The 13,953-nt window shown below is 69.7% G+C and carries 14 protein-coding genes; all 14 read right to left on the minus strand.

Translation table 11 applies throughout. The features are described 5' to 3' along the window. Positions 1-201: 201 nt before the first annotated feature. Positions 202-1,074 carry a 3-hydroxyacyl-CoA dehydrogenase family protein gene (locus ACIGXM_RS06650; protein ID WP_396557564.1) on the minus strand — a complete coding sequence of 291 codons (873 nt, stop codon included), beginning with the start codon at positions 1,072-1,074 and terminating at the stop codon, positions 202-204. Positions 1,075-1,258: 184 nt separating this feature from the next. Further along, positions 1,259-1,831 carry a cob(I)yrinic acid a,c-diamide adenosyltransferase gene (locus tag ACIGXM_RS06655; RefSeq protein ID WP_396557566.1) on the minus strand — a complete coding sequence of 191 codons (573 nt, stop codon included), beginning with the start codon at positions 1,829-1,831 and terminating at the stop codon, positions 1,259-1,261. A 248-nt stretch (positions 1,832-2,079) separates the two neighbouring features. After that, positions 2,080-2,580 carry a DUF2550 domain-containing protein gene (locus ACIGXM_RS06660; protein WP_396557568.1) on the minus strand — a complete coding sequence of 167 codons (501 nt, stop codon included), beginning with the start codon at positions 2,578-2,580 and terminating at the stop codon, positions 2,080-2,082. A 174-nt stretch (positions 2,581-2,754) separates the two neighbouring features. Then, complete coding sequence (locus ACIGXM_RS06665) at positions 2,755-3,135, minus strand: F0F1 ATP synthase subunit epsilon (RefSeq protein ID WP_396557569.1); 381 nt, start codon at positions 3,133-3,135, stop codon at positions 2,755-2,757. A gap of 201 nt (positions 3,136-3,336) precedes the next feature. Next, the gene (gene atpD / locus ACIGXM_RS06670) at positions 3,337-4,782 is read right to left on the minus strand and encodes a F0F1 ATP synthase subunit beta (protein WP_396557571.1); all 1,446 of its coding nucleotides are present in this window, start codon (positions 4,780-4,782) and stop codon (positions 3,337-3,339) included. A 2-nt stretch (positions 4,783-4,784) separates the two neighbouring features. Continuing rightward, on the minus strand, positions 4,785-5,699 hold the full coding sequence (locus ACIGXM_RS06675; RefSeq protein WP_396557573.1) for a F0F1 ATP synthase subunit gamma: 915 nt from the start codon (positions 5,697-5,699) through the stop codon (positions 4,785-4,787). Between the two features lie 32 nt (positions 5,700-5,731). Continuing rightward, positions 5,732-7,306: a F0F1 ATP synthase subunit alpha gene (gene atpA, locus ACIGXM_RS06680; protein ID WP_396557574.1), complete on the minus strand. Its 1,575-nt coding sequence runs from the start codon at positions 7,304-7,306 to the stop codon at positions 5,732-5,734. 277 nt (positions 7,307-7,583) lie between these two features. Beyond that, on the minus strand, positions 7,584-8,399 hold the full coding sequence (locus tag ACIGXM_RS06685; RefSeq protein ID WP_396557576.1) for a F0F1 ATP synthase subunit delta: 816 nt from the start codon (positions 8,397-8,399) through the stop codon (positions 7,584-7,586). Further along, the gene (locus ACIGXM_RS06690; RefSeq protein WP_396557577.1) at positions 8,396-8,947 is read right to left on the minus strand and encodes a F0F1 ATP synthase subunit B; all 552 of its coding nucleotides are present in this window, start codon (positions 8,945-8,947) and stop codon (positions 8,396-8,398) included. The genes ACIGXM_RS06685 and ACIGXM_RS06690 overlap by 4 nt, the downstream gene beginning before the upstream one ends. A 34-nt stretch (positions 8,948-8,981) precedes the next feature. Further along, positions 8,982-9,212 (minus strand): ATP synthase F0 subunit C, encoded by a 231-nt coding sequence (gene atpE / locus ACIGXM_RS06695; protein WP_396557579.1) that lies wholly within the window; start codon positions 9,210-9,212, stop codon positions 8,982-8,984. A gap of 90 nt (positions 9,213-9,302) precedes the next feature. After that, positions 9,303-10,118, minus strand: a complete 816-nt coding sequence (atpB, locus tag ACIGXM_RS06700) for a F0F1 ATP synthase subunit A (RefSeq protein ID WP_396557581.1) — start codon at positions 10,116-10,118, stop codon at positions 9,303-9,305. Between the two features lie 300 nt (positions 10,119-10,418). Beyond that, entirely contained in the window at positions 10,419-10,862 is a 444-nt protein-coding gene (locus ACIGXM_RS06705; protein WP_396557583.1) for a hypothetical protein, read from the minus strand. A gap of 321 nt (positions 10,863-11,183) precedes the next feature. Further along, positions 11,184-12,527, minus strand: coding sequence for an MraY family glycosyltransferase (locus tag ACIGXM_RS06710; RefSeq protein WP_396557585.1), 1,344 nt, complete (start codon positions 12,525-12,527; stop codon positions 11,184-11,186). Positions 12,528-12,659: 132 nt separating this feature from the next. Continuing rightward, positions 12,660-13,928 (minus strand): serine hydroxymethyltransferase, encoded by a 1,269-nt coding sequence (gene glyA / locus ACIGXM_RS06715; protein ID WP_396557587.1) that lies wholly within the window; start codon positions 13,926-13,928, stop codon positions 12,660-12,662. Positions 13,929-13,953: the final 25 nt, after the last annotated feature.

Genomic DNA, 13,953 nt, shown 5'->3' on the forward strand with positions numbered 1-13,953 from the left:
GGGACGACACCCCCACCATCTGACGCCGGACCAGCGGCCCGGGTTGCTGATCCCCGCCGGATCTGAAGCGACTTCACTCGTCCGAGGGAATATACGCAGTGGTCCGCTGGTCACACGCTCGATTACCGCGCAAATCACCCATCTGCGGCAGCGTCGTGAGCAAACTCACCCGGGCCGGCCGGTCCCCGTGGCGCGGTCCGGTCAGCCCTGGTAGCCGTAGAAGCCGCGACCGCTCTTGCGACCCAGGTCGCCGGCGGTGACCATGCGGGCCATGATCTCCGGCGCGGCGAACTTCTCGTCCTGGGTCTCGTCGTAGATGTTCCGCGCGGCGTGCAGCAGGATGTCGACGCCGGTCAGGTCGGCGGTCTGCAGCGGGCCCATCGGGTGGCCGAAGCCCAGCCGGCAGGCGGTGTCGATGTCCTCGGCGCTGGCCACCCCGGTCTCGTACAGCTTGGCGGCCTCCACCACCAGGGCGGTGATCAGCCGGGTGGTGACGAAGCCGGCCACGTCGCGGTTGACCACGACCACCTCCTTGCCCACCCCCTCGGCGAAGGCCCGGGCGGTGGCCAGCGTCTCGTCGCTGGTCTTGTAGCCGCGCACCAGCTCGACCAGGCGCATCAGCGGCACCGGGGAGAAGAAGTGCACACCGACCACGGCCTCCGGCCGCTCGGTGACCGCGGCGATCCGGGTGATCGGGATGGCCGAGGTGTTGCTGCCCAGCACGGCGCCGTCCTTGGCGAGCTTGTCCAGCTCGCGGAAGACGCCCTCCTTGACCTCCAGTTGCTCGAAGACCGCCTCGATCACCAGGTCGGCCTCGGCGACCGCGCCCAGGTCGGTGGTGGTGGTGATCCGGGCCAGCGCCTCGGTGGCCTGGTCGGCCGTCATCCGACCCTTGCTCACGAACTTCTCGTACGAGGCCTTGATGCCGTCCAGACCGCGCTGCAGCGCCTGCTCGGTGACGTCCCGCAGCACCACCGGGTGGCCGGCCTGGGCGGACACCTGGGCGATGCCCGCGCCCATGAGGCCGGCACCGATGACGGCGATCTGCTGGGACTGAGTGGGTACCTTGCTCATGGCTGCTCTCCCGGGCTTCCCGATACCTGCGTCTGGCATCCTGAGGACGGCTCAGGGGGTCTCCCAGGAGCCGCTCCGCTCACCGCTCGGACTGTAGTGCCCCGGCCCCGGCCGTGGGGAGATCGCCGGGTGTGATCTGTGTCGGAACAGGACACTGAGCGCCCGTCAGCTCGGTGCCTCCCGGCTACCGGTTCTCGCCCGGCACCCAGAGCACGTCACCGCGCTCCTTGTTGGCCGCCCGGGCCAGGATGAACAGCAGGTCGGAGAGCCGGTTGAGATACCTCGCGGTCAGTGGGTTGACGGTGTCCCCGTGCACCTCGATCGCCGCCCAGGTGGACCGCTCGGCCCGGCGCACCACCGTGCAGGCCAGGTGCAGGTACGCGGCCCCCGGGGTGCCGCCCGGCAGGATGAAGCTGCGCAGCTTCTCCAGGTCGGCCAGGTAACGGTCGCAGTCGGCCTCCAGCCGGTCGACGTAGCTCTGCTCGACCCGCAGCGGCGGGTACTTCGGGTTCTCCGTCACCGGCGTGGCCAGGTCCGCGCCGACGTCGAACAGGTCGTTCTGGATCCGCGTCAGTACCGCGACCACGTCCTCGGCCAGCCCCCCGGCCGCGATGGCCACCCCCAGCGCGGCGTTGGCCTCGTTGCTGTCGGCGTACGCGATCAGCCGCGGGTCGGTCTTGCTGGTCCGGCTCATGTCACCGAGCGCGGTCGTGCCGTCATCCCCGGTACGGGTGTAGATGCGTGTGAGATTGACCATGCCCGAAGCCTACTCAGGCCTCCCGGGGCTCACCCGTGATCGAGACGTCGATCACAAAGCCCTCGGCGGGGCCCTCGGGGGTGGTGATCCCGGTGCCGAACGGCACCTTGCTCGACACCGCGTAGCTCGCCGCCGCCTCGTCGCTACGCGACGTTGACCCTCCCCCAGCCCGCGAGTCTCGTCGCTACGCGACGTTGACCCTCCCCCACCCTCCGGGCGGGGGGACCCCCAGCCCGCGAGTCTCGTCGCTACGCGACGTTGACCCGCTGCCCCGGCGGGGCGGCTTCCAGCCAGGCCAGGAAGCCGGTCAGCGCGTCGTCGCTCATCGCCAGCTCCAGCGGGGCGCCGTTGTGCAGGCAGCGCAGCACCACCGAGCCGGAGAGCAGGGCCAGCTCCTCCTGCCCCTCGGGGTAGCGGCGGCCGAGCACCTCGATCTCCCGACGCGGTAGCACCTTGCGCGGCCGTGGGGCGTACGAGAAGACCCGGAACCACTCGATGTGGTCACCGCTGTAGCGCCCGATACCAAAAACCCACCCCTTGCCGTCGGTCGCGGGGACCGGGGCGGAGGTGGGCTGTCCGTTCTCGTCGAGGTCGGGCTCGGTCGAGGCGTCGGCCGGCATTTTGAGCCGGTAACTGCAGTCGAACGTGCCGCCGACCCGCTGGATCACCCGGCGGCGTACCGCGAACGCCACCAGGCCGATCACCCCCACGGCCACGACCGCCGCGCACACCACAAGGGCGAGGACCATGCTCACCGACCTCCTCGCTGACTCGCCGACGCGCGCCCGCGTCCCCGCTGTCCCCGTTGCCGGCCATCCTGTCGGACAACCGGATCGTCCCTACCAACTGATACGACAGTCCCGGGGTCACGCTAGGCGTCCCCGGGACCGTCGGCCGGCCCGGTACCGGGCCGCAAAGCTCTCTCAGGCTGCCTTGCGGCGGCCCGCCGCGACGAGGCGGACCTCGGCGCGGCGCTCGGCGTGCGCGTCGTCCTCGCTCTTCGCGAGCTCCAGCGCGCGCTCCGCGCGGTTCACATCGATCTCGTCCGCCAGCTCGGCGATCTCCGCGAGCAGAGACAGCTTGTTGTTGGAGAACGAGATGAAGCCACCGTGCACGGCCGCGATGACGGTGCCGCCATCGGTCGTGCGGATGGTGACCGGGCCGGACTCCAGCACGCTCAGCACCGGCGTGTGACCCGGCATGATGCCGGTGTCACCGGAGGCGGTGCGCGCGACGACGATGGTGGCCGCACCGGACCACACCTTGCGGTCGGCTGCGACCAGCTCGACGTGCAGCTCAGCCAACGTGGGCTCCTAGGCTCTTGCAACGCCCGATTACTCGGGAGTTTCGGTAAGAATAACGGGCCCGCGCCCCTGTCATGAAACGGGGAGCGCGGAGATGACCGGAATCACAGCCGCTGAGCCACGAGGGGTGGCCCCCAGGGTTCGGGGACCACCCCTCATGGTCGGTCAGCCGTCAGCCGGCCCGGGCACCGGGACCGGTGCTTACTTCTTGGCCAGCTCGGCGGCGTTCTTCTCGAGGTCCTCGATGCCACCGCACATGAAGAAGGCCTGCTCCGGAACGGAGTCGTACTTGCCGTCCGCGATGCGGTTGAAGGCCTCGATGGTCTCCGACAGCGGCACGGTCGAACCCTCGACACCGGTGAACTGCTTCGCCACGTAGGTGTTCTGCGAGAGGAAGCGCTCGATCCGGCGGGCGCGGTGGACGGTGATCTTGTCCTCCTCGCTGAGCTCGTCGATGCCGAGGATCGCGATGATGTCCTGGAGGTCCTTGTACTTCTGCAGGATCCCCTTGACCCGCATGGCCGTGTCGTAGTGGTCCTGCGCGATGTAGCGCGGGTCCAGGATGCGGGACGTGGAGTCCAGCGGGTCGACGGCCGGGTAGATGCCCTTCTCCGAGATCGGGCGCGACAGCACGGTGGTCGCGTCCAGGTGGGCGAAGGTGGTGGCCGGGGCCGGGTCGGTCAGGTCGTCCGCGGGGACGTAGATCGCCTGCATCGAGGTGATCGAGTGACCGCGGGTCGAGGTGATGCGCTCCTGCAGGAGGCCCATCTCGTCGGCCAGGTTCGGCTGGTAACCCACCGCGGAGGGCATCCGGCCGAGCAGGGTCGACACCTCGGAACCGGCCTGGGTGAACCGGAAGATGTTGTCGATGAAGAGCAGCACGTCCTGGCTCTGCACGTCGCGGAAGTACTCCGCCATGGTCAGCGCGGACAGCGCGACCCGCAGACGGGTGCCCGGCGGCTCGTCCATCTGGCCGAAGACCAGCGCGGTCTTGTCCAGGACGTTGGAGTCGATCATCTCCTGGATCAGGTCGTTGCCCTCACGGGTACGCTCCCCGACGCCGGCGAAGACCGAGACACCACCGAAGTTGGCGGCGACGCGGTAGATCATCTCCTGGATGAGGACGGTCTTGCCGACACCGGCGCCACCGAACAGGCCGATCTTCCCACCGCGGACGTACGGGGTGAGCAGGTCGATGACCTTGATGCCGGTCTCGAACATCTCGGTCTTGGACTCGAGCTCGGAGAAGTTCGGGGCCTTGCGGTGGATCGGCCAGCGCTCGGTCACCTGGGCGTTGAACTCCGCCTGGTCGACGTTGAGGACGTCGCCCAGCGCGTTGAACACCTTGCCCTTGGTGATGTCACCGACCGGGACGGAGATCGCCGCGCCGGTGTCGACGACGGTCGCGCCGCGGACCAGGCCGTCGGTCGGCTGCATCGAGATGCCGCGGACCAGGCCGTCGCCGAGGTGCTGGGCGACCTCCAGGGTCAGGGTCTTCTTGCCCGAGCCGTCGGGGTTCTCGACCTCGACGTGCAGGGCGTTGAACATGTCCGGAATCGCGTCGACGGGGAACTCCACGTCGACGACCGGGCCGATGACCCGCGCGACGCGGCCCGTCGCCGTGGTCGGCTCAACAGTGGTGGTCATTCTCATTCGCTCCCCGCGCTAGCGTCGGCCAGCGCGTTGGCGCCACCGACGATCTCGCTGATTTCCTGGGTGATCTCGGCCTGACGGGCCGAGTTGGCAAGCCGCGTCAGCGACTTGATGAGCTCGCCGGCATTGTCGGTCGCGCTCTTCATCGCGCGCCGGCGGGCGGCGTGCTCGGAGGCGGCCGCCTGCAGCAGCGCGTTGTAGATCCGGCTCTCGACGTACCGCGGCAGCAGGGCGTCCAGGACACCCTCCGCCGACGGCTCGAAGTCGTACAGCGGGAAGATCTCCGACTTGGCCGGCTTCTCGTCACTCAGCTGGACCTCGTCCAGCTTGAGCGGCAGCAGCCGGGCGTCCACGGCGGTCTGGGTCAGCATCGAGACGAACTTGGTCGAGACCAGGTACAGCTCGTCCACCCCGCCGGTCTCGGCGGTGAACGCCTCGATCAGCGTGCTGCCCACCGTCTTGGCGTCAGCGTAGGTCGGCTTGTCCGAGAAGCCCGTCCACGCGTCCGCGACCTCGAGGTTGCGGAACCCGTAGTACTGGACACCCTTGCGGCCGGTGATGTAGGTGACGACCTCCTTGCCCTCGCCGCGCAGGCGCTCGGTGAGCGCCTGCGCCTGCTTGATGGCGTTGGTGGAGTAGCCACCGGCCAGCCCGCGGTCCGCGGTGACCAGCAGCACCGCGGCGCGCTTGGCGGCCGGGTTCTCCGTGGTCAGCGGGTGCTTGGCGTTGGACCGGGTGGCGACCGCGGCCACCGCCCGGGTCAGCTCGTCGGCGTACGGAGTGGAGGCGGCCACCGCGCGCTGCGCCTTGACGATGCGCGCCGCGGAGATCATCTCCATCGCCTTGGTGATCTTCTTCGTCGCGGTGACAGAGCGGATCCGGCGCTTGTAGACCCGAAGCTGTGCTCCCATGGGTCGTTACGTCCTTTCCCTCGCTACCGGACTCAGGCCTGCTCGCCGAGGAGCTTGCCGTCGGCGGTGGTGAAGCCCAGCTTGAAGGCGTCGATCGCCTCGGTCAGCGCGTCGATCGTGCCGTCCTCGAGCTTGGCGGTCTCGACGATCGCGGCCAGCAGGTCCTTCTTCTCGATGCGCAGGTGGTCCAGGAACTCGCGCTCGAAACGACGGATGTCGGCGACCGGGACGTCGTCCAGCTTGCCGGTGGTGCCGGCCCAGATGGAGACGACCTGCTCCTCGACCGGGAACGGCTGGTACTGGCCCTGCTTCAGCAGCTCGACCATGCGGGCGCCGCGCTCCAGCTGGGCCTTGGAGGCCGAGTCCAGGTCGGAACCGAAGGCGGCGAACGCCTCCAGCTCGCGGTACTGGGCCAGGTCCAGGCGGAGCCGGCCGGCGACCGACTTCATGGCCTTGATCTGGGCCGAGCCACCGACGCGGGAGACCGAGATGCCGACGTTCACGGCCGGGCGGATGCCGGCGTTGAACAGGTCGGACTCCAGGAAGCACTGGCCGTCGGTGATCGAGATGACGTTGGTCGGGATGTACGCCGAGACGTCGTTGGCCTTGGTCTCGATGATCGGCAGACCGGTCATCGAGCCGGCGCCCAGCTCGTCGGAGAGCTTGGCGCAGCGCTCCAGCAGGCGGGAGTGCAGGTAGAAGACGTCACCCGGGTAGGCCTCGCGGCCCGGCGGGCGGCGCAGCAGCAGGGAGACGGAACGGTAGGCCTCGGCCTGCTTCGACAGGTCGTCGAAGACGATCAGGACGTGCTTGCCGTCGTACATCCACTCCTGGCCGATGGCCGAACCGGTGTACGGGGCGAGGTACTTGAAGCCGGCCGGGTCGGAGGCGGGAGCGGCCACGATGGTGGTGTACTCCAGCGCGCCGGCCTCCTCCAGGGCGCCACGGACGGACGCGATGGTCGAGCCCTTCTGGCCGACAGCGACGTAGATGCAGCGGACCTGCTTCTTCGGGTCGCCGGAGCGCCAGTTGTCGCGCTGGTTGATGATCGTGTCGATCGCCACCGCGGTCTTGCCGGTCTGGCGGTCGCCGATGATCAGCTGGCGCTGGCCGCGGCCGATCGGGGTCATCGCGTCGATGGCCTTGATGCCGGTCTGCATCGGCTCGTGGACCGACTTGCGGACCATGACACCGGGGGCCTGCAGCTCCAGGGCGCGACGGCCGGTGGAGGCGATGTCGCCCAGGCCGTCGATCGGGTTGCCCAGCGGGTCCACCACGCGGCCGAGGTAGCCGTCACCCACCGGCACGGAGAGGACCTCGCCGGTGCGACGCACCGTCTGACCCTCCTCGATGCCGCCGAACTCACCGAGGATGACGACACCGATCTCGCGGGTGTCGAGGTTCAGCGCGAGGCCGAGCGTGCCGTCCTCGAACTTCAGCAGCTCGTTGGCCATGACCGAGGGCAGGCCCTCGACATGGGCGATACCGTCCGCCGCGTCAGTGACCGTGCCGACCTCTTCACGCGAGGCGGCGTCCGGCTGGTACGACTGGACGAAGTCGGCCAGCGCGTCCCGGATCTCCTCCGGCCGGATCGTAAGCTCCGCCATCAGGCTTCCCTGCTCTCCTAGGTTGCGATCCTCGGCCCGCCCGTGGAGGGCCGCAAGTTTCGTGGCTTACGCTCGCCGGTGGAATCACCGGGCCCGTCCGCACCTCGGGGGTGCGGCCGGTTCCCGGGGGTTTCCCCCGAGGGAACGCTGCCGATCCTCGGCCGGTGCTGTTGGACCGGCCGTTCGTATGTGCCGGTTGCCCCGTGGGTGGGACCGGCGCCCGACCGAGGGTCGGATGTACTGCGTCGGTACTGCGTCTGGTTGTGCCGCGGAGGGCTCAGCCTTCGAGGGCCTGCCGAGCGCCTTCGAGGCGGCTCGACACCGTGCCGTCGATGATCTCGTCACCGATCTGCACCCGGACACCGCCGACGACCGTGGGGTCGACGTCGATGTTCAGGAGCACCGCCCGGCCGTACAGCCGGCCGAGCGCGCCCGCGAGGCGCTCCCGCTGGCCGTCGCTGAGCGGAACCGCGGTGGTGACCAGGGCCACCACACGGTCACGGCGGTCGGCGGCGAGCTTGGAGTAGGACTCCAGGCCCTGCTCCAGGCTACGGCCACGCGGGTGCACGACCAGAGCGGTGACCAGCCGGACGGTGCCGGGCAGGGCCCGGCCGCCGAGCAGCTTGGCGACCAGCGCGGTCTTCGCGGCGGCGGTGGCCTTGGGCTCGGTCAGCGCGGCGCGCAGCTCGTGGGAGCCGCTCACCACCCGGCCGAACCGGAAGAGCTCGTCCTCCAGGTCGTCCAGTCGACCGACCTTGTCGGCCGCGATGACCTCGGCGTACGCGGCCAGCCGCTCGGTCGCGTCGACCAGGTCGCGCGAGCCCGACCAGCGGGAGCGGACCAGACCGGACACCAGGTCCACGGTCTCACCGGAGACCTGGCCACCCAGCAGCGACGAGACCAGGCCGGCCTTGTCCGCACCGGAACGGGACGGGTCGGTGAGCACCCGGCGCAGCGAGACCTCGCGGTCCAGCAGCGCGGTGACGGCGCTGAGCTCCTCGGCGACCTTGGCCGAGTCCACCGCGGTGTTGTCGGTCAGGCTGTCGAGGTTCTCCCGGCCGGCGGCCAGGGCCTCACGGCTGGCGCCGATCACTTGGCGACCGCCGCGCTCGCGGAGGCCTTGGCCTCGAGGTCGTCCAGGAAGCGGTCGATGACACCGCTCTGCCGGGCGTGGTCCTCCAGGGACTCACCCACGATGCGGGAGGCCAGCTGCGAGGCGAGCGAACCCACGTCCTGGCGCAGGGCGGCGGTCGCCTGCTTCTTGTCGGCCTCGATCTGGGCGTGGCCGGCCGCGATGATGGCCTCGCGCTGGCGCTGGCCCTCCTCGCGCATCTCGCTGATCAGGGCAGCGCCCTGCTCGCGGGCGTGCTCGGTGATCCGAGCGGCCTCGTGGCGCGCCTCGGCGAGCTCGGCACGGTACTTCTCCAGCAGGGACTGCGCCTCGGCCTGGGCGGCCTCGGCGCGCTCCATACCGCCCTCGATCTGGTCCCGGCGCTCCGCCAGCACCTTCTCGATGCTGGGAAGAAGCTTCTTGCCGAGCAGACCGAAGACGATGAAGAAGCAGACCAGGCCGATGATCAGCTCGGGCGTCTTGGGCAGGAGGGGGTTCATCGGCCCCTCCGCCACAAACTGCGTGAGCATATCTGGACCTTCCGTCCGGTGGTACTACGGCGGATTACTTGGTGCCGAACACGAACGGCATGACGATGCCGATGAGCGCGAGCGCCTCGGTCAGCGCGAAGCCGATGAACATGTTGGAGCGGATCAGGCCGGCGGCCTCGGGCTGACGGGCCATGGCCTGAACGCCGTTGCCGAAGATGAGACCGACGCCGATGCCGGGGCCGATCGCGGCGAGGCCGTAACCGACGGAGGCGATGGAGCCACTGACCGCAGCGAGGTTCGACATCTCAGTTTGTCCTTTGCAGGGTGGTGAACCGGTGGTGGTTGGCCACCGGACGTACGGGAGGGAGGAGAGTGGCTGAGGGCTACAGCGGACTCAGTGCGCTTCCTCAAGCGCACCGGCGATGTAGCTGCTGGCCAGCATCACGAAGATGTAGGCCTGCAGGAACTGGACCAGCAGCTCGAACGCGGTCAGACCCAGGGTCACCACGAAGGAGGTGCCGGCGTACAGCGCACCGATGCTCGGGGTCAGCAGGTACCAGGACGCGATGGAGAACATCACGATCAGCAGGTGGCCGGCGAACATGTTGGCGAAGGCTCGGACCGCGAGGGTGAACGGGCGCACGAAGATGTTCGAGAAGAACTCGATCGGGACCAGGATGAACATGACCCAGCCGGGGATGCCCGACGGCCAGCAGAGGTTCTTCAGGCCGCCGACGAAGCCGTGCTTCTTGAAGGTCAGCGTCATGTAGGTGATCCAGACCACGGCCGCCAGGCCCGCCGGGAAGGCGATCACCGAGGTCACCGGGAACTGGGCCAGCGGGATCACCGACATGATGTTCATGATCCACACGAAGAAGAACATCGAGACCAGCATCGGGACGTACTTCTCGCCCTTTTTGCCGATCGTGTCGAGGACGATGGCCCGCTTGACGAAGTCGTAGCCGATCTCACCGACGAGCTGCAGCTTGCCGGGCAGCACCTTCGGCTTGGCGAACGCGACCCAGAAGAACCCGATCACCAGCACGGCGGCGATGATCGACAGCAGCATCGGCTTGTTGAAGTCGAAGCTTCCGATCGAGAAGATCGGCTTGAACTGGAACTCGTCGAGACCCGGCGCCGGGAAGCCGCAGCCAGAGAACAGATGGCAGCCCCCGGAGGCAAGCTGCACAGTGAGCTGGTCAGCACTCACCACGGACTCCTTCGTCGTGACGCATGGTTACGGCAACCTCGGTGTGTCGGCGCGGCCTGCGGCCACGGTGCGGCACTGGAACATGTTGGGTTTCTCGGTGACCCGGCGCGGCGGCGGGTGCCGCCGCCGCGGGATCTTCGAAGACTGCGCGAGTGCGGGGGGCGATCTTTCCGTGCGGCATCCGCGCGCCGCTCGGCGGGACCTGGCCGCTTCCCGTACTCCGTTGTTGCGACGGACGATAGCAGCCTGTCAGGACCGCATAAACACCGCCCCCCTCGCGAGAGGGACAGCAGGCGTCGGTCACTGTTGACGCTCCGGGTGCGACGTCCGGTCGGCGGCCCGGTCCTCGGAGTTCGTCTGTACGTAGAACGTCTTGGCCTTGAGCGCGCCCCGCACCTGGCCCGCGGTCCAGATCAACGCGCAGCCGAGCAGGGTGAAGCCGAAGACCTTGGTGTCGAAGAGCGTGGTGTTCTTGAAGATCGCCAGCACGATGGCCACCAGCAGGATCTGGGTCGTGTACACCAGCAGCCCTGCGGCCATCATCATCTGCGGGTTGTTCCTGGTCAGCCGGTCGAGGGCGAGCTGCCCGAAGCTGAAGAACGCCATCACCAGCAGGGTCGCGACCAGCGCGCCGATCAACCCCTTGCTCCCCACCACCACGGTCGAGATCGCAAGGGCAACGACTCCGGCGACCGCAGTGGGGATTGCGGCGCCACGGATGATCCGGGCGTCGTGGGACGGCATGTCGGCAACTCCGGCGGCATGTCGAGGACGGGGGAAGCTCTGCGGGAACGGGTGGCGCACGGTGCGGGAACACCGGACCGAGCGGGCGCCGGGAGATCGGCCGGCTGACGGCCGCGGCTCCTCGGAGACGACCCTCGGGGACGGAGGTCCTTCACCACTGGGTCTTTCGGCGCGTTCTCGGTACTCGTGAACGGTATCACAAACTATTTGATGAGAGCTTTACCATGAATGTGTGGCTCCTGTCACACTGACGGCCGAGCAGTGCCGCCGAACGAGTGAAGCCAATCGGAGTAAGGGAGCTGACGCACCGACGGCTCGCGGTCACCCCGTCCGCTGGTCCCCCGCGGCGGAGGCGCCGGTGCCCAGCCGACCGAGCAGCTCCTGGTCCTTGGCGGACAGCTCGGCCATCGCCGGCGGCTCCTCGGTGACCACCTCGGTGACCGTCTTCGCGGCCACCGTCCCGGCCTCGGCCGGGGTCGCCTCGGCGGCCTTGCCACCCCGTCGGTACCGCGGCGGGACGAAGGCCTGCACGGCGTTCGGCGCCTTCGGCCGGAACCGCGGGGTCAGCAGCACCACGATGCCGACCAGGCAGAGGCCGGCGCAGGCCAGCACCACCGTGCGGCCGGTGTCGGTGAACGAGAAGGCCACCGTGCCGAAGGCGATCAGCGCGGCCCAGAAGTACATCACCAGCACGGCCCGGCTGTGCGAGTGGCCGACCTCCAGCAGCCGGTGGTGCAGGTGCTGCTTGTCGGCGGCGAACGGCGAACGGCCGGCCCAGGTGCGTCGGACCACGGCCAGCAGCAGGTCGGCCAGCGGCAGCGCGATCACGGTCAGCGGGAGCAGCAGCGGGATGTAGATCGGCACCAAGGCGTGCACCGCGGCGGTCTGCGAACCGGCCTGCGCGGTGATCAGGTCGGGGTCCACCCGGCCGGTGACCGAGATCGCGGCCACCGCGAGCATCAGGCCGAGCATCATCGAGCCGGAGTCGCCCATGAAGATCCGGGCCGGGTGCAGGTTGTGCGGCAGGAAGCCCAGGCACATGCCGATCAGCAGCGCGCTGAACAGCACGGCGGGCGCCGCCTCGCTGATCCCGTAGCCGTACCAGAGCCGGTAGGAGTACACGAAGAAGGCGATCCCGGCGATGCAGACCATGCCGCCCGCCAGGCCGTCGAGGCCGTCGATGAAGTTGACCGCGTTGACCATGACGACCACCAGCGCGACCGAGATGATCATGCCCTGGGTGGGGGTCAACGCGACCGGGCCGACGCCGGGGACCGGGATCGAGATGACCGTGATGCCCTGGTAGACCATCACACCGGCGGCGATCATCTGGCCGCCGAGCTTGACCAGCGCGTCAACGCCCCACTTGTCGTCCAGCACGCCGAGCACCCACATGATGCCGACGCCGGAGAGCAGCGCCTTGATGTCCGAGGAGTCGTCGCTGAAGACCTTGCCCAGGTTGGTCAGGTGCGCGGCCACCAGCAGGCCGGCGCAGAGCCCGCCGAACATGGCGATGCCACCGAGCCGCGGGGTCGGCTCGGCGTGCACGTCACGGGCGCGGACCGGCGGCATGGCACCGGCGATGATGGCGAACTTCCGCACCGGAGCGGTCAGCAGGTAGGTGACCGCGGCCGTGCAGAAGAGCACGAGCAGGTACTCACGCACCGCTGACCTCCTTCCACTCGCGCCGACGGTTGAGTACGGAAGTTACTCCCGCACTGGTCCGGGGTTCGGGGTGCGTCGCCACGGCACACACCTTATTGAGTCGGACGCCCGCCGCGCGCACCGCGGTTCGCCCTAACGCCCGTCGCCGGCCCCGAACCTCCGGGCGAGTTCACGCACCCGGGGGACCACCCGGTCCACCGGTGTCCCGCCGAGCAGCTCCGCGATCAACCCGCCCACCTCGGCCAGCTCCCGCGCACCCATCCCCAGCGCGGCGGCCGCGCCGGTGCCCAGCCGGATCCCGGAGGTTTCCGCGGCCGACGCTGAATCGTACGGCAGTGCGCACTTTCCGAGCAGCAGTCCGGCCGCGGCGCAGCGCCGCTCGGCCTCCGCGCCGGTCACCCCCAGCGGGCTGACCTCGGCGGTCACCAGATGGGTGTCGGTACCGCCGGTGACCGGCCGGGCACCGGCCTCGGCGAGCGCCGCCGCGAGGGCGCGCGCGCCGTCGACCGCGCGCCGGGTGTACGCGCCGAACTCCGGCGTGCCCGCCTGCGCGAACGCGACCGCCTTGGCCGCCACCTCGTTCATCGCCGCGCCGCCCTGGATGAACGGGAACACCGCGCGGTCCACCCGCTCGGCCAGCTCCCCGGTGCAGAGCAGCAGCCCGCCGCGCGGCCCGCGCAGCAGCTTGTGGGTCGCGGCCACCACCACGTCCGCGTGCGGCACCGGCGAAGGCGCCACCCCGCCGGCCACCAGGCCGATGGTCTGCGCCGCCGAGGCGATCAGATAGGCGTCCACCTCGTCGGCGATCTCCCGGAACGCGGCCCAGTCCTGGTGCCGCGGGTAGGAGATCGAACCGGCCACGATGGCCTTCGGGCGGTGCACGTGGGCCAGTTCGCGGACCTGGTCCAGGTCGACCAGACCGTCCTCCTCGCGCACCCCGTAGCCCACGAACTGGAACCACCGGCCGGAGAAGTTCGCCCGCGAGCCGCAGGACAGGTGCCCGCCGTGCTCCAGCGAGAGCGCGAGCACCACGTCGCCCGGCCGCAGCAGCGCCGCGTAGGCCGCCAGCATCGCCGAAGTGCCGGAGCGGGGTTGGACGTTGGCGTGTTCGGCGGCGAACAGCCGGCAGGCCCGCTCGACCGCCAGCAGCTCGGTGGCGTCGGCCAGGGCGCAGCCGGTGTGGTGCCGGTGACCGGGGTAACCCTCGGCGTACTTGTCCACCAGCGGGCCGCTCAGCGCGGCCAGCACGGCCTCGGTGGCCAGGTTCTCGCCGGCCAGCAGCTGCAGGCTGGTCGCGCGCCGCTCGGCCTCCGCCGAGAGCAGGTCGGCCAGCTCGGGATCGGCCGCCCGGAGCGCCTGCGAGGGCTCCCAGCGGACCTGCACGGCATCGGTGACGGTCATGGCGACGCTCCCGGGCGGTCAGGGC

The sequence above is a fragment of the Kitasatospora sp. NPDC052896 genome, assembly GCF_044547075.1.
Classification (GTDB): domain Bacteria; phylum Actinomycetota; class Actinomycetes; order Streptomycetales; family Streptomycetaceae; genus Kitasatospora.